A 15399-nucleotide genomic window follows, 5' to 3' on the forward strand; every position below is an offset into this window, starting at 1 on the left:
GCACCGCATCGCCACCGTCTTCGACCGATCTGCTGCACGGAACCGTCAATGCACCTGCTCAAACAGCTGAAAATCCGCGACAAGCTGATCTTCGCATTCGCCATGACCACGCTGTTGACCTTGGTCATAGGCGTGTTCACTTATTCGCGCACTACCCTGGCGATGGCCGAGCTCAAGCGCATCGAACTGGATTGGGTGCCGGCCACGCAGGCGCTGGCCGAAGTCCGCGCGCAGCTTGGCGAGTTCCGCACCTACGAACTGGCGCAGATTGCGCGCGCCGACGATCCGGAAGCGATGGCCGACTACTTCAAGCGCATGCAGAAGGCGCGCACAGAAGTGGCGAAGAATCAGGCGATCATCGAACGGGTGATGCTGGAACAGACGCAGCGGCAGATGTATGCCGGGGTCAGGGAAAGACTGGACGCTTACCTGCGGAGCAACGCCGCGATGGGCGATGCGCTGCGGGCCGGCGACGTCGCCGCTGCGCAGGCCATCTCCGACAAGCAGTCGCGGCCGCAGCGGCGCGCACTGTTCGAACGGATCGTGGCGCTGACCGACTACAACGTTGCCCAGCTGAACCAGGAAATGGACATCATCAATGCGCAGCTGTCGCGCACCAAGCTGCTGATCCTGAGCCTGCTGGTGCTGGCCATCGCCGCTGCGTCCAGCATCGGCTGGCTGATTTCGCGCGGCATCGCGCGGCAGCTCGATGCGGCACGGCAGCTGTCGCAGGCCATCGCCCGCGGCGAGCTGGACAGTGCGGTGCGTCCCCGTTCCAGCGACGAGATCGGCCAGCTGATGGGCGACATGCTGGACATGCGCGGCCGCATCCGCGCGGTGATCGACGCGCAGAACCAGATGGCGCAACGCCACGAGCAGGGCACGATCAGCTATCGCATGGACGCGACCGCCTTCCCCGGCGACTACGGCCACATGGTCAAGGCCAGCAACGACCTGGTCGCCGCGCACGTGGCGGTGAAGTTGCGCCTGGTGCAGATCATCCAGCGCTATGCGGTCGGCGACCTGAGCGAAGACATGGAGCGCCTGCCCGGCGAGAAAGCGGTGCTGACCGAGACGATGGACACCGCCAAGGCCAACCTGACGGCGCTGAACGTGCAGATCAAGCAACTGGCCGAAGCCGCCGCGGCCGGCGACTTCAGCGCGCGCGGCGATGCCGAGCGGTTTCAGTACGACTTCCGCACGATGGTGCAGAACCTCAATGCGATGATGCAGGTCAGCGACCTGACCCTGGGCGAGCTGTCGCAACTGCTGCAGGCCATCGCCGCCGGCGATCTGAGCGTGCGCATGCACGGCGAGTTCAATGGCGTGTTCGCCCGGATGCGCGACGACGCCAACGCTACCGCCGAACAGCTGGCCGGCATCGTCGGCCGCATCCAGACCGCGGCGGCCAGCATGAACGTCGCCTCTTCGGAGATCGCCACCGGCAACGAGGACCTGTCGCGACGCCCCGAACAGCAGGCCGCCAGCCTGCAACAGACCGCCACGTCGATGGATGAGCTGACTGCCACGGTCAGGCAGAACGCCGAGCATGCGCGCCAGGCCAACCAGCTCGCGGTCGGTGCCGCCGCAGTCGCCTCTCAGGGCGGCGAGGTGGTGAGCCAGGTGGTGCGCACGATGAGCGGCATCGAGATCTCTTCGAAGAAGATCGCCGACATCATTTCGGTGATCGACGGCATCGCCTTCCAGACCAACATCCTGGCCTTGAATGCGGCAGTGGAAGCCGCCCGCGCCGGCGAGCAGGGCCGCGGTTTCGCCGTGGTCGCCAGCGAGGTGCGCACCCTCGCCCAGCGCTCGGCCGGCGCGGCCAAGGAGATCAAGCAGCTGATCGACGACTCGGTCACCCGCGTCGCCGAAGGTTCGGCGCTGGTCGATCAAGCCGGCCGCACCATGCAGGAGATCGTGTCCTCGGTGCAGCGCGCCACCGACATCATGGGCGAGATTTCCGCCGCCTCGCAGGAGCAGTCGTCGGGCATCGAGCAGGTCAACCAGACCATCAGCCGGATGGACGAGGCCACCCAGCAGAACGCAGCACTGGTCGAGGAAGCCACCGCCGCCGCGCGCACGCTGCAGACCCAGGCCGGCCAGCTCAGCGCCACCGTCGCCGAGTTCAAGCTGGACCCGCACGGTGACACGCCGGCAGGACACGCCGCGCCTGCCGCCGCACCGCGCCCGCATGGTCAGGCCAGGGCGCGACCGGCGGTAGCCGCCGCGCGGCCGCCAGCGCGCATGCGCAGCGCAGCGGGCAGCGCGCGTACGGCTGCCGGCGAAGACCAAGATCAGGAATTCTGAGCGCGGCAGCGGCGGCGGCACAGGCGGCGTCTTGTTCCGGCATCAACTTCGCTCGGCTCCGGCCGATAACCCGATAGACCGATTACCGCTGCGAGCCATGGCCACTCCAACGTCTTCCCTGCCCCATCCCGGTTCCGACAATCGCGACTTCGACTTCAGCGATCGCGATTTCAAACGGGTCTGCGACCTGATCTACCAGAAGGCGGGCATCGCCCTGGCACCGGCCAAGCGCGACATGGTCTACGGCCGCCTGTCGCGGCGCCTGCGCACGCTCGGCCTGCGCTCGTTCCGCGACTATCTGGACTGGCTGGAGCGCGATGGCGGCGACGAGTGGGAAGCGTTCACCAATGCGCTGACCACCAACCTGACCTCGTTCTTCCGCGAGCCGCACCACTTCGAGCGCCTGCGCGAGGAGCTGCAGAAGCATGCCAGCTCGGCGCCGCTGAAGATCTGGTCGTGCGCCGCCTCCACCGGCGAGGAACCCTATTCGCTGGCGATCACCGTCTGCGAGGCGTTCGGCACGCTGACCCCGCCGGTGCGGATCCTGGCCACCGACGTGGACACGCAAGTGCTGGCGACCGCCTCACGCGGCGTATACTCGGTCGATCGCATCGCCAGCCTGGACCCGGCGTTGAAGCGCAAATACTTCCAACGCGGCAGCGGCGCCAACGAAGGCCAGTGCCGGGTGGTGCCGGCGCTTCGCGAGCTGCTCGAATTCCGCCAGTTGAACCTGCTGGAACCGCGCTACGACGTCAGCGGCCCGTACATGGCGCTGTTCTGCCGCAACGTGATGATCTATTTCGACAAGCCGACCCAACGTGGCATCCTGTCGCGGCTGATCCCGCACCTGGACGAAGAAGGCATGCTCTACACCGGCCATTCGGAGAACTACCTGCATGCGGCCGACCTGATCAAGCCCTGCGGTCGCACCCTGTACCGTCGCGCCGCCAAGGCACGCGCATGAGAGCCGCCACGATGGTCGCGGATCAGGTGATGCGCTACCACGACACCCGCTTCCAGACCATAGCGGCCAAGCTGTTGCCGACCCAGTACCTGGTGGTGGACGACGACACCGCGCTGACCACCATCCTCGGCTCCTGCGTGGCCGCCTGCATCCGCGACCCGCTGCTGAAGATCGGCGGCATGAACCACTTCATGCTGCCCGACGGCCAGGCCGGCGACGGCGCACCGGCGCGCTACGGCAGCTATGCGATGGAAGTGCTGATCAACGACCTGCTCAAGCGCGGCGCCAGCCGCAGCCGCCTGGAAGCCAAAGTATTCGGCGGCGGCAACGTGCTCAAGGGTTTCACCAACAACCCGGTCGGTACCCGCAACGCCGAGTTCGTGTTGCAGTATCTGAAGGCCGAGCAGATCCCGGTGGTGGCCGAGGACCTGCGCGGCATCCATCCGCGCAAGATCTGGTTCTTCCCCACCACCGGCCGCGTGGTCGTGCAGCGCCTGCCGCATGCGCACGAAGAAGCCGAAGTCGCCGCCGCCGAATCGGCGGTGCGTGCCCGCCTCGCCAAAGCGCCGGTCACGGGCGCCGTGGAGTTGTTCGAATGACCTCAGAAATTCCCTGCCGCGTGCTGATCGTCGACGATTCGGCGGTCGTGCGGCAGATGTTGACCGAAATCCTGTCGCGCGCGCCTGGCATCGAGGTGGTCGGCTCGGCCGCCGATCCGATCCTGGCGCGCGAGAAGATCAAACGGCTCAATCCGGACGTGATCACCCTGGACGTGGAAATGCCGCGCATGGACGGCCTGGCGTTCCTGGAAAACCTGATGCGGCTACGGCCCACGCCGGTGGTGATGATCTCCTCGCTGACCGAGCGCGGCGCCGACACCACGCTGCAGGCACTGGCGCTGGGCGCGGTCGATTTCATCTCCAAGCCCAAGCTCGACGTGGCGCGCGGCCTGGAGGAGTACGCAGAGGAAATCATCGGCAAGGTCAAGGCGGCGGCCAAGGCCAAGGTCCGCGCACTCGACCGTCCGGCCGCGGCGCGGCCTGCCGGCAACGCCGTGGCGGCGCCCAGCGCGGTGTCCACGCTGAAGTTCCGCACCACCGACCGGCTGATCGCGATCGGCGCCTCCGCCGGCGGCACCGAGGCGCTGCGGGTGGTGCTGGAGGGCATGCCCGCCGATGCGCCGGCGGTGGTGATGACCCAGCACCTGCCCGCCGGCTTCAGCACCGCCTTCGCCGACCGCCTCAACCGGCACTCGGCGATGGCGGTGCGCGAAGCCAGCGAAGGCGAAGCGATCCTGCCAGGACACGCCTACCTGCCGCCCGGCGGCAAGCACCTGCAGGTGGTCCGCGACGGTGCGCGCTGGCGCTGCAAGATCGACGACGGCCCGCCGGTCAACCGGCACAAGCCGGCGGTGGACGTGCTGTTCCAGTCGGTGGCGCGCAACGCCGGCGCCAACGCGATCGGCGCAGTACTGACCGGTATGGGCGACGACGGCGCACGCGGCCTGCTGGAAATGTTGCAGGCCGGCGCCAGCACGCTGGTACAGGACGAGGCGACGAGCGTAGTCTGGGGCATGCCCGGCAGCGCATTCCGGCTGGGCGCCGCACAGGAAGTGTTGCCGCTGGACAGGATCGCCGAGCGTCTGATCGCGTTGTCCAACCAGGCCCGCTAGGGGCTGTGCGACGCAATCGGGAGACGTCGCGCCGTGCTTGGGCACGTGCGCGGCAAGCAACAACGGGGAACGATATGTCGATTAGCGAGCGAGTGATGACGCCATTGCGCACGCACCAGGGCGCGGCGCGCCGGCTTACCGTGCGTGCTGTCCGACACGGCCATGCAGCCTGCCGCCATCGCGTTGCCGGACCCTAGGCCGTGCCGCGCCAGCGCGCCAGCAAACCGATCGCGCCCGGCGCCGGCAGTGTCGCAGCGACAGTGCTGCGCAAGCTGCAAGCGCCCGAGCAGGCACTGCTGAGCTGTCTGCAGCAGGCACCCGACGGCGTGGTGGTGATCGACGCGGACGCACACATCCTGGCCTTCAACCAGACCGCCGAAGCGCTGTGGGGGTTACCGCAGGCGCAGGTGCTGGGGCGTCCGCTCGGCGAACTGGTGCCGGAGAATGCGCGCGCAGCGTTCCTGGCCAGATGCATGCAGCACGGTTCGGGCGCCCCCGGCGACAGCTACGAACTGCAGTTGCCCGGCACCGACGGCGTGCAGCGCTGGGTGGCGGTGAGCGCGGCCACGGTGCCGCAGGAATCTGCGCCGCTGTACGTGGTGTTCGTGCGCGACATCAGTGCCGAACGCGAGCGCGACGCCAGGATGCGGCTGCTGTCGCTGGCGCTGGATCGCAGCGACAACGCCATCGTGGTGTGCGACCCGCAACTGGCCATTCTCTATGTCAACGCCGGTTTCGTGCACATGTTCGGCCATGCCGCCGCCGACGTGCGCGGGCTGCTGCCGAGCAGCGTGCTGAACGGCGCCGGCACCGACATGCAGATGATCGTGCAGGCCCGCGAGCGCGTGGTCAGCGGCCTGGGCCACCAGACCGACCTGCTGGTCTACCGCAAGGACGGCTCGCCGCTGTGGACAACGATCGTGGCCAATCCGATCGCCGACGCGGACGGCGGCATCCAGCATTACGTGCTGTCGTTCACCGACATCACCCAGAGCAAGATGCACGAGATCCTGCACAAGAACGTGCTCGACGCGCTGGTCCGCGAACAGCCGCTGGTCGACGTGGCGACCCTGATCTGCAGCGAGGTCGAGCGCATCGCCCCGCAGGTGGTGGCCTCGATCATCAGCGTCGATGGCAATGGCCGGCTGCACCCGCTGGCCTCGCCGAGCCTGCCGACCGCGTTCAACGCCGTGGTCGAATCCATGCGCGTGGGCCCCGCCTCCGGCGCCTGCGGCGCGGCGATCTGGCGTGGCAAGCAGGTGCTGGTGCGCGATACCGCCACCGATCCGCTGTTCGCCGATTACCGCGCGCTGGTGCAGCAACTCGACCTGGGCAGCTGCGTGGCCAGCCCGATCACGTCCAGCGGCGGGCGCGTGCTCGGCAGTTTCGCGCTGTATTACCGCGACCGCTGCGAACCGCAAGCCTGGCACCTGCGGCTGATCGAGCTGTGCCTGCACCTATGTGCGCTGGCGCTGGAGCGCGAGCAGACCAAGGCGCGTGTGCACCAGCTGGCGTTCTACGATGCGCTGACCGACCTGCCCAACCGGGTGATGTTCAGCGCTCGCGCCGAACAGGCGCTGGCCGCCGCCGAATACCACGCGTTTCCGGTGGCGATCCTGTTCGTCGACATCGACCGCTTCAAGCGCGTCAATGAGACCCAGGGCCATGCCGCTGGCGACAGCCTGCTGCGCGACATCGCGCGACGCCTTGGCGAAACCTTGAGCGCGACCGACCTGATCGGCCGCCAGGCCGGCGACGAGTTCGTGCTGATGCTGCCGCAGTGCGGTGCCGAGCAGGCGGCCGGGGTGGCCGAGCGCCTGCTGTTGGCGCTGGCCGAGCCGGTGGTGGTGGGGAACGTGACCCTGCACCCGGGCGCCAGCATCGGCGTGGCAATGTTCCCCGACGACGGGCGCGACATCGAAACCCTGCTGCGCCACGCCGACCTGGCCATGTACCGGGCCAAGAACGAAGGCGGCGGCAGTTTCCGCTTCTTCAGCGCCGACATGAACCGCATGGCGCAGGAACGCGTGGCGCTGGAGGCCGCGCTGCGCGAAGCGTTGCGCCGCGATCAGCTGCAACTTCACTACCAGCCGCAGCTGCACAGCCAGCCGCCCTGCGCGCTGTACGGCGTGGAAGCGCTGCTGCGCTGGCAGCACCCGCATCTGGGCGACATCTCGCCGGCACGCTTCGTGCCGATGGCCGAGGAATGCGGGCTGATCGACGAACTGGGACATTGGGCGCTGCGCCAGGCCTGCCGGCAGATGGCCGATTGGCGCCTGCGTGGGGTGCCGGTGCCGCGCGTGGCGGTCAACCTGTCGGCCAGCAACTTCGCCGACGCGCAGCTGCCCGCGCGCGTGGCGCAGATGCTGAGCACGCATGGGTTGCTGCCCAGCGACCTGGCACTGGAGATGACCGAGAGCGTCATGCTGTCCAACGCACCGGCGGTGCTGGCCAATCTGCGTCAATTGCAGGCCAGCGGCGTGCGCCTGTCGCTGGACGATTTCGGAACAGGCTATTCCAGCCTCAGCCATCTGCACCAGCTGCCGGTCAACGAACTCAAGCTGGACATGAGCTTCGTGCGCGACCTGGAACACAGCGAGACCGCGCGCGCATTGACCACTTCGGTACTGCGCATCGGCGAGAGCCTGCACCTGCACACCGTCGCCGAGGGCGTGGAAACCGAGGCGCAACGCGCCTTCCTGTCATGGCTGGGCTGCGACGTGCTGCAGGGCTTCCTGTTCGCGCCGGCGTTGCCGGCCATCCAGCTGGAACGCTGGCTGGACGCGCGCCTGGCCGACACGGATCGTGCAACGCCGCCCGGTTCCCGCGGCGCGAAACCAAGGGCCGCGCCACCCATCGGTTAGAGCGCGTCATCCATCCGCGAGCCGATCGCGGCACAATTATTGCCTGATGCGCGGCACATTTTCACCCCCTGTCAGGCAATGCCGATCCGTTTCCTGTTGTCGCTGCTGCTGTTATCCGCCAGTGCTGCGCTCGCCGCGCAGACGCTGCCGCTTGCCTATCCCGAGGGCGTGCGCCGCTTCTCCACCCACCACTGTGGATCGGCACCGTCGATGGCCGCGCCGGCTCTCTGCCGCCCGACGCGCGACAGCGACGCCTGCCGCAGCCACGCGCTGCGGCTGATCGCGCAATGGCCGGACCAGTTGCCGATCCGCGCCCTGTAGCGCAGCGCCAAGCACACGCTGCTGGTCGCCAGCGGCCACGCGGGGTGTACGCCATTGCGGTCGGCGCCGGCGGCGCGAACGGCACGCCGCAGCGCCTGCCCGGCTTGCCCGGCTTGCCCGGCAGCGTCAGCCTGAGCCAGCCGGTGCAGCAAGGCGGCTGTGGTCGGCCGTCAAGCGCGAAGGCGTGATGCGCTAACCAACGGCGGTGGCCAGCCGGCATGCCTGCGCGATGCCGACGGCACACTGTGCTTCCCGCTGATCTCCGGCTTCGCGCAGATCGATCCGCTCGCGCTCGGCCTGCGCCGCGCGCAGGCGCCGCCGGTGCGGATCCAGTCGCTCGACGTCGGCGGCCACAGCGTGCCGCTGACCGCCGAGCTACACCTGCCGCCGCACAGCCACGACATCGAAGTGGGCTTCACCGCGATCAACCTGAGGCAGCCTGCACTTCGCGTTGCCGCCATGGAACGACAGCACATCGAACCGCCTTGAATCAGGCGGAAACCGTATCGGCCACGTCCTGGTATTCCTGGATCCGATCGAAGTTCATGTAGCGGTAGATCTGCTCGCCGCTGGTCTTGATCACGCCCACGTCGGCCATGTACTCGTCCTTGGTCGGGATGCGGCCCAGGCGCGAGCAGATCGCCGCCAGTTCCGCCGAGCCCAGGTACACGTTGGTGTTACGGCCCAGGCGGTTGGGGAAGTTGCGGGTGGAGGTGGAGAACACCGTGGCGCCTTCGCGCGCCTGCGCCTGGTTGCCCATGCACAGCGAGCAGCCTGGCATTTCCATGCGCGCGCCGGCTGCGCCGAAGGTGCCGTAGTGGCCTTCCTTGGTCAGCTCGGAGGCGTCCATCTTGGTTGGCGGCGCGACCCACAGCCGGGTCGGAATGTCGCGCTTGCCTTCCAGCAGCTTGGCCGCGGCGCGGAAGTGGCCGATGTTGGTCATGCACGACCCGATGAACACTTCGTCGATCGCCGCGCCGGCGACCTCGGACAGCGTCTTGACGTCGTCCGGATCGTTCGGGCAGGCCACGATCGGCTCGTGGATGTCGGCCAGGTCGATCTCGATCACCGCGGCGTACTCGGCATCGGCGTCCGGCTCGAGCAGCTGCGGATCGGCCAGCCACTCTTCCATCTTCTTGATGCGCCGGCCCAGGGTGCGCGCATCGGCGTAGCCCTCGGCGATCATCCAGCGCAGCAGGGTGATGTTGCTGGTCAGGTATTCGATGATCGGCGCCTTGTCCAGACGCACCGAGCAACCGGCGGCAGAGCGCTCGGCCGAGGCGTCGGACAGCTCGAACGCCTGCTCCACCTTCAGGTGCGGCAAGCCTTCGATTTCGAGAATGCGGCCGGAGAAGATGTTCTTCTTGCCCTGCTTGGCCACGGTCAGCAGACCGTCCTTGATCGCGTACAGCGGGATCGCGTTGACCAGGTCGCGCAGGGTCACGCCCGGCTGCATCTCGCCTTTGAAGCGCACCAGCACGCTCTCCGGCATGTCCAGCGGCATGACCCCGGTGGCGGCGGCGAACGCAACCAGGCCGGAGCCGGCCGGGAACGAGATGCCGATCGGGAAGCGGGTGTGCGAGTCGCCGCCGGTGCCAACCGTGTCGGGCAGCAGCATGCGGTTGAGCCAGCTGTGGATCACGCCGTCGCCCGGACGCAGCGACACGCCGCCGCGGGTGGAAATGAACTCCGGCAGGCTGTGGTGGGTCTTGACGTCCACCGGCTTCGGATAGGCGGCGGTGTGGCAGAACGACTGCATCACCAGGTCGGCGGAGAAGCCTAGGCAGGCCAGGTCCTTCAGCTCGTCGCGGGTCATCGGCCCGGTGGTGTCCTGCGAGCCCACCGAGGTCATCTTCGGCTCGCAATAGGTGCCCGGACGCATGCCTTCGCCTTCCGGCAAACCGCAGGCGCGGCCGACCATCTTCTGCGCCAGCGAGAAGCCCTTGCCGGTATCCGGCGGCACCATCGGCAGGCGGAACAGGTCAGAGGCCGGCAGGCCGAGGAACTCGCGCGCCTTGGCGGTCAGGCCGCGGCCGACGATCAGCGGGATGCGGCCGCCGGCGCGCACTTCGTCGAACAGCACGTCCGACTTCATCGCGAACTCGGCGATCACCTGCCCGTTCTTCAGCGCTTTGCCGTCGTACGGGCGCAGCTCGACGACGTCGCCGTGCTCCATCTGCGACACGTCCAGCTCGATCGGCAGCGCACCGGCGTCTTCCATGGTGTTGTAGAAGATCGGCGCGATCTTCGAACCCAGGCACACGCCGCCGAAGCGCTTGTTGGGGATGAACGGAATATCTTCGCCGGTCCACCACAGCACCGAGTTGGTCGCCGACTTGCGCGAGGACCCGGTGCCGACCACGTCGCCGACATAGGCGACCAGGTGGCCCTTGGCCTTGAGATCGGCGATCGCCTGGATCGGGCCGCGCTTGCCGTCCTCTTCCGGCACGAACGCCGCACCGTCGCGCTTGTTCTTCAGCATCGCCAACGCGTGCAGCGGGATGTCAGGGCGCGTGGTCGCGTCAGGCGCCGGCGACAGGTCGTCGGTGTTGGTCTCGCCCGGCACCTTGAACACGCTGACGGTAAGGCTCTGCGGCACTTCCGGCTTGCTGGTGAACCACTCCGCGTCGGCCCAGCTCTGCAGCACCGCCTTGGCGTGCGCATTGCCGGCTTCGGCCTTTTCCTGCACGTCGTGGAACGCATCGAAGATCAGCAGCGTGTGCTTGAGTCCTTCGGCGGCGACCGCGCCGAGCTCGGCGTTGTCCAGCAGCTCGATCAGCGGATGGATGTTGTAGCCGCCGAGCATGGTGCCGAGCAGTTCGGTGGCGCGCGTGGGCGAGATCAGCGCGCACTGCTCGCTGCCGAAGGCGAGCGCGGCCAGGTAGGAGGCCTTGACCTTGGCCGCGTCGTCGACGCCGGCCGGCACGCGCTGGCTCAGCAGCTCGACCAGGAACGACTCTTCGCCAGCGGGCGGGTGCTTCAGCAGCTCGACGACCTCGGCGGTCTGCTGCGCGCTCAGCGGCAGCGGCGGGATACCGAGCGCGGCGCGCTCTGCGACGTGGTGGCGATAGGCTTCCAACATGCGGGTTCTCCGGAAATTTCGGTAGGGGTGAGCGGTAAGCGGGAAACGAATGGCGGCGTCAGGCGGACGGCTTGGGCCTGATGATCTTCAGGCCCTTGAAGTAGTCGCGGAAAAATCCGTCATCGTGGGTGATCAGGCCATCGCATTGCAGCAGCGCGTGGGCGCCGATCAGGAAATCGGCCACCACCCGCTCGCGCTGGCCGCCGCGAGCACGGAAACGACGCTGCATCTCGCCGGCGCGCAACGCCGACTTGGCCTCCAGCGCATTGAAGCGGATGCTCATGTCCTCCAGCACCGACAGCGCCTCGGCACCGTCGCGCAGCGCGCTGCACACCTCGGCCAGCACGATGTCGCACACCACCACCGGGCCGGTGCTCAGGCACTGGCGCAGGCAGGCTTCGGTGGCGTCGGCCTGCGGACCGTCGGCCAGCAGGTCCACCAGCACCGACGAGTCGATCGCGATCATGGCTTGGCGGCGGGTTCGAACGGATCGCCCGGCGCGCGGCCGCGGATCGCGCGCATCGCCTCGTCGGTGCTGGCGAAGCCGTCGAGCTTGAAGCGGCCGCGGGCGCGCGAGATCGCATCGTCCACGCTCTTGCGCAGGATGATGCGGCCGCCGTCCAGCTCCACCTTCAGGATGGTGCCCTTGCTCAGGCCCAGCGCGTCGCGCACGGCCTTGGGCAAGGTGATCTGACCGCGCTCGGCGACGGTGGCTTCCATGGGCAGGCTCCATAAGGTATGCACAAATTTTACATACTTCAGGCGTCATACTCAAGCTCGCATACAGCGCCGGTCACACCCTGCGTACACACTGAATCGGTCAGACTGAGCGTCGTCCCTACAGCCGCGACGCCATAGGAGTTCCGTGATGAGCGATTCCTTTTCCACCCGTGCCTCGCTCGAGGTCAACGGCAAACGCTACGCCTATTACAGCCTGCCCAAGCTCGCCGAGCGCTTCGACATCGGCCGCCTGCCCTACTCGCTGAAGATCCTGCTGGAAAACCTGCTGCGCCACGAAGATGGCGGCGTCAGCGTGGGCAAGGACCACATCGAAGCGGTGGCGAAGTGGGATCCCAAGGCGGAGCCCGACACCGAGATCGCGTTCATGCCGGCGCGGGTGGTGCTGCAGGACTTCACCGGCGTGCCGTGCGTGGTCGATCTGGCCGCGATGCGCGACGCTGTGGTCAAGCTCGGCGGGCGCCCGGAGCAGATCAATCCGCTGATCCCCTCGGAACTGGTGATCGACCATTCGGTGCAGGTGGACGTGTTCGGCAAGGCCGACGCGCTCGACCTCAACGGCAAGATCGAATTCCAGCGCAACAAGGAACGCTACGGCTTCCTGCGCTGGGGCCAGAAGGCATTCGACAACTTCAAGGTGGTGCCGCCGAACACCGGCATCGTGCATCAGGTCAACCTCGAACACCTGGCGCGGGTGGTGATGACCGGCGAGCACGACGGCGAGACGATCGCCTATCCGGACACCGTGTTCGGCACCGACAGCCATACCACCATGATCAACGGCATCGGCGTGCTCGGCTGGGGCGTGGGCGGCATCGAGGCGGAAGCAGCGATGCTCGGCCAACCCTCGTCGATGCTGATCCCGCAGGTGGTCGGCTTCAAGCTGAGCGGCAGGCTGCCCGAAGGCGCCACCGCCACCGACCTGGTGCTGACGGTGACGCAGATGCTGCGCAAGCACGGCGTGGTCGGCAAGTTCGTCGAGTTCTTCGGCGAGGGCCTGCAGCACCTGCCGCTGGCCGACCGCGCCACCATCGGCAACATGGCGCCGGAGTACGGCGCCACCTGCGGCATCTTCCCGGTCGATGCCGAATCGCTGACCTACCTGCGCCTGTCCGGGCGCAGCGAGGAGCAGATCGCGCTGGTCGAGGCCTACGCCAAGGCGCAGGGCCTGTGGCACGACGCCGACACCGCGCACGCCGCCTACAGCGCCACGCTGGAGCTGGACATGGGCCAGGTCAAGCCGTCGCTGGCCGGCCCCAAGCGGCCGCAGGACCGGGTACTGCTGGAAGACATGCAGCGTAATTTCCGCGACAACCTGGTGCCCTTCGCCGAAGCGCGCCACAAGCGCCATAGCGACCTCAAGCAAGAAGATCGGCTCAAGAACGAAGGCGGCGGCGGCACCGCGGTCGGCGCCAAGGCCTCGCAGGCCGAGACCGGCGAAGACAGCGGCGCCGGCTGGCAGCTGCGCGACGGCTCGGTGGTGATCGCCGCGATCACCTCCTGCACCAACACCTCCAATCCGGCGGTGATGCTCGGCGCCGGGCTGCTGGCGCGCAACGCCGTGGCCAAGGGCCTGAAGGCGCAGCCGTGGGTCAAGACCTCGCTCGGGCCGGGTTCGCTGGTGGTCACCGACTACCTGAAGAAGGCCGGGGTCATGGACGACCTGGAACAACTGGGTTTCTACGTGGTCGGCTACGGCTGCACCACCTGCATCGGCAACTCCGGCCCGCTGCCGGACGACGTGTCCGCGGCGATCGCCAAGGACGATCTGGTGGTGGCCTCGGTGCTGTCCGGCAACCGCAACTTCGAAGGCCGCGTGCACCCGGAAGTGAAGATGAACTACCTGGCCTCGCCGCCGCTGGTGGTCGCCTACGCCATCGCCGGCACCACCGACATCGACCTGAGCCGCGACCCGCTCGGCACCGGCAGCGACGGCCAGCCGGTGTACCTGCGCGACATCTGGCCGAGCAACAAGGAAATCGGCGACACCATCGCCGCCACCGTCGGCCCGGAAATGTTCAAGCAGAACTATGCCGACGTGTTCAAGGGCGACAGCCGCTGGGCCGCAATCGCCTCGCCCGACGGCGAGCTGTACGCCTGGGACGCGGCGTCCACCTACATCAAGAACCCGCCCTACTTCGACGGCATGACCATGCAGGTCGGCAGCATCGACGACGTGCACGGCGCGCGCGTGCTCGGCTTGTTCGGCGACTCGATCACCACCGACCACATCTCCCCGGCCGGCAACATCAAAAAGGACTCGCCGGCGGGCCGCTTCCTGCAGGAACGCGGCGTGCAGCCAGCCGACTTCAACAGCTACGGCAGCCGCCGCGGCAACGACGACGTGATGGTGCGCGGCACCTTCGCCAACATCCGCATCAAGAACCTGATGTTCGGCGGCGAAGAAGGCGGCAACACGCTTTACCGCGGGCCGGACGGCACGCAGCGGCAGAAGCTGGCGATCTACGACGCGGCGATGCAGTACAAGGCCGACGGCGTGCCGTTGGTGGTGATCGCCGGCAAGGAGTACGGCACCGGCTCCTCGCGCGACTGGGCGGCCAAGGGCACCAACCTGCTCGGGGTCAAGGCGGTGATCGCCGAGAGCTTCGAGCGCATCCACCGCTCCAACCTGGTCGGCATGGGCGTGCTGCCGCTGCAGTTCCTGGACAACGAGAACGCGCAGTCGCTGGGACTGGACGGTTCGGAGGTGTTCGACATCAGCGGATTGCAGGACGGCGCCAGCAAGCGCGCCACGGTCGATGCGAAGAAGGCCGACGGCAGCGTCAAGCAGTTCCAGGTCAAGGTGCTGCTGCTGACGCCGAAGGAAGTGGAGTACTTCAAGCACGGCGGCCTGCTGCAGTACGTACTGCGCCAGCTGGCGGCGCGCAAGGCGGCCTGAGGTCGCGACGGCGCGTGTCCTGCGCGCGCCGTCGCGCTCGCGCAGGCACGCATCGCCGTTCGTGCACGCCGCTGGCGCATCGGCATCGCGTTTCCAAGTCCGGGTCTTTGCTGCCACACCGATAGATTGAAGGCACCGCGTTTTCAGAACGGAGCCCTTGCCTTTCGACGCTGGCGCGATTGGCTGCGCTCCACTGCCCATGCCGCAACCGCCAGCGGCCACGCGCACGCGCCAGCCGGTGACCACGGCCTAGCGCTGCATCCGCTCCCGCACAAGACCGTCATCGCCGCCACTGACCCGCGCGTCGAAACGCAGCGTGGCGTCGCCCGCAGTTGTATCGACAGTGGCCCGTTGCTCATGCCGATCCGGCCATTGACCAGGAATTGCGCGCGCAACAGGTTGTGCAGCGCAGCACGACCCCCGACTCGCCCGCAAAATCGTCTGCCAGCACCGCCATCGCATCGCGCAGGCGATGTTCCTCCAGCGCCTGCTGCATGACGGCGATGTCCTAGCGCAGCCGCTGTTCCGCCTAATCGCGCTGGCAGCCGG

12 protein-coding genes are annotated in these 15399 nt (G+C 67.8%); 8 read left to right on the plus strand and 4 right to left on the minus strand.

Annotated features, from left to right (window positions below):
- Window positions 1-48: 48 nt before the first annotated feature.
- From E4A48_RS07650 to E4A48_RS07680, 7 genes are all read left to right on the plus strand, one after another.
- Window positions 49-2310, plus strand: coding sequence for a methyl-accepting chemotaxis protein (locus E4A48_RS07650; protein WP_142742167.1), 2262 nt, complete (start codon window positions 49-51; stop codon window positions 2308-2310).
- A gap of 97 nt (window positions 2311-2407) precedes the next feature.
- The gene (locus tag E4A48_RS07655) at window positions 2408-3274 is read left to right on the plus strand and encodes a CheR family methyltransferase (RefSeq protein WP_142742168.1); all 867 of its coding nucleotides are present in this window, start codon (window positions 2408-2410) and stop codon (window positions 3272-3274) included.
- Window positions 3271-3873, plus strand: a complete 603-nt coding sequence (cheD, locus tag E4A48_RS07660; protein WP_009601101.1) for a chemoreceptor glutamine deamidase CheD — start codon at window positions 3271-3273, stop codon at window positions 3871-3873. The genes E4A48_RS07655 and cheD overlap by 4 nt, the downstream gene beginning before the upstream one ends.
- Window positions 3870-4946 carry a protein-glutamate methylesterase/protein-glutamine glutaminase gene (locus tag E4A48_RS07665; protein WP_039005063.1) on the plus strand — a complete coding sequence of 359 codons (1077 nt, stop codon included), beginning with the start codon at window positions 3870-3872 and terminating at the stop codon, window positions 4944-4946. The genes cheD and E4A48_RS07665 overlap by 4 nt, the downstream gene beginning before the upstream one ends.
- A gap of 200 nt (window positions 4947-5146) precedes the next feature.
- Window positions 5147-7810, plus strand: coding sequence for a sensor domain-containing protein (locus tag E4A48_RS07670; RefSeq protein WP_142742169.1), 2664 nt, complete (start codon window positions 5147-5149; stop codon window positions 7808-7810).
- 96 nt (window positions 7811-7906) lie between these two features.
- The gene (locus E4A48_RS07675; protein ID WP_141696986.1) at window positions 7907-8131 is read left to right on the plus strand and encodes a hypothetical protein; all 225 of its coding nucleotides are present in this window, start codon (window positions 7907-7909) and stop codon (window positions 8129-8131) included.
- Window positions 8132-8290: 159 nt separating this feature from the next.
- The gene (locus E4A48_RS07680) at window positions 8291-8620 is read left to right on the plus strand and encodes a hypothetical protein (RefSeq protein ID WP_142742170.1); all 330 of its coding nucleotides are present in this window, start codon (window positions 8291-8293) and stop codon (window positions 8618-8620) included.
- A gap of 1 nt (window position 8621) precedes the next feature.
- Here E4A48_RS07680 and acnB read toward each other — a convergent pair whose 3' ends face one another.
- From acnB to E4A48_RS07695, 3 genes are read right to left on the minus strand one after another with little or no spacing between them, the layout of a single operon-like run.
- Window positions 8622-11213 carry a bifunctional aconitate hydratase 2/2-methylisocitrate dehydratase gene (acnB, locus tag E4A48_RS07685; RefSeq protein ID WP_142742171.1) on the minus strand — a complete coding sequence of 864 codons (2592 nt, stop codon included), beginning with the start codon at window positions 11211-11213 and terminating at the stop codon, window positions 8622-8624.
- A 58-nt stretch (window positions 11214-11271) separates the two neighbouring features.
- Window positions 11272-11679 carry a type II toxin-antitoxin system VapC family toxin gene (locus tag E4A48_RS07690; protein WP_039005057.1) on the minus strand — a complete coding sequence of 136 codons (408 nt, stop codon included), beginning with the start codon at window positions 11677-11679 and terminating at the stop codon, window positions 11272-11274.
- On the minus strand, window positions 11676-11933 hold the full coding sequence (locus tag E4A48_RS07695; RefSeq protein WP_003465530.1) for an AbrB/MazE/SpoVT family DNA-binding domain-containing protein: 258 nt from the start codon (window positions 11931-11933) through the stop codon (window positions 11676-11678). Before E4A48_RS07695 ends, E4A48_RS07690 begins: the two co-directional genes overlap by 4 nt.
- A gap of 148 nt (window positions 11934-12081) precedes the next feature.
- Between E4A48_RS07695 and acnA the strand changes: the two genes are divergently transcribed.
- The gene (gene acnA, locus E4A48_RS07700; RefSeq protein ID WP_142742172.1) at window positions 12082-14850 is read left to right on the plus strand and encodes an aconitate hydratase AcnA; all 2769 of its coding nucleotides are present in this window, start codon (window positions 12082-12084) and stop codon (window positions 14848-14850) included.
- A 355-nt stretch (window positions 14851-15205) separates the two neighbouring features.
- Here the strand turns inward: acnA and E4A48_RS20960 are convergent, their stop codons facing one another.
- On the minus strand, window positions 15206-15346 hold the full coding sequence (locus E4A48_RS20960) for a hypothetical protein (protein WP_260608087.1): 141 nt from the start codon (window positions 15344-15346) through the stop codon (window positions 15206-15208).
- Window positions 15347-15399 lie beyond the last annotated feature (53 nt).

Origin of the sequence: Xanthomonas translucens pv. cerealis, from assembly GCF_006838285.1 — a bacterium.
GTDB classification, from domain to species: domain Bacteria; phylum Pseudomonadota; class Gammaproteobacteria; order Xanthomonadales; family Xanthomonadaceae; genus Xanthomonas_A; species Xanthomonas_A cerealis.

Coding starts and splice junctions, on each gene's coding strand:
- E4A48_RS07650 (WP_142742167.1), top strand. CDS start 49: ATGCACCTGCTCAAACAGCTGAAAATCCGCGACAAGCTGATCTTCGCA.
- E4A48_RS07655 (WP_142742168.1), top strand. CDS start 2,408: ATGGCCACTCCAACGTCTTCCCTGCCCCATCCCGGTTCCGACAATCGC.
- cheD (WP_009601101.1), top strand. CDS start 3,271: ATGAGAGCCGCCACGATGGTCGCGGATCAGGTGATGCGCTACCACGAC.
- E4A48_RS07665 (WP_039005063.1), top strand. CDS start 3,870: ATGACCTCAGAAATTCCCTGCCGCGTGCTGATCGTCGACGATTCGGCG.
- acnB (WP_142742171.1), bottom strand. CDS start 11,213: ATGTTGGAAGCCTATCGCCACCACGTCGCAGAGCGCGCCGCGCTCGGT.
- E4A48_RS07690 (WP_039005057.1), bottom strand. CDS start 11,679: ATGATCGCGATCGACTCGTCGGTGCTGGTGGACCTGCTGGCCGACGGT.
- E4A48_RS07695 (WP_003465530.1), bottom strand. CDS start 11,933: ATGGAAGCCACCGTCGCCGAGCGCGGTCAGATCACCTTGCCCAAGGCC.
- acnA (WP_142742172.1), top strand. CDS start 12,082: ATGAGCGATTCCTTTTCCACCCGTGCCTCGCTCGAGGTCAACGGCAAA.
- E4A48_RS20960 (WP_260608087.1), bottom strand. CDS start 15,346: ATGCAGCAGGCGCTGGAGGAACATCGCCTGCGCGATGCGATGGCGGTG.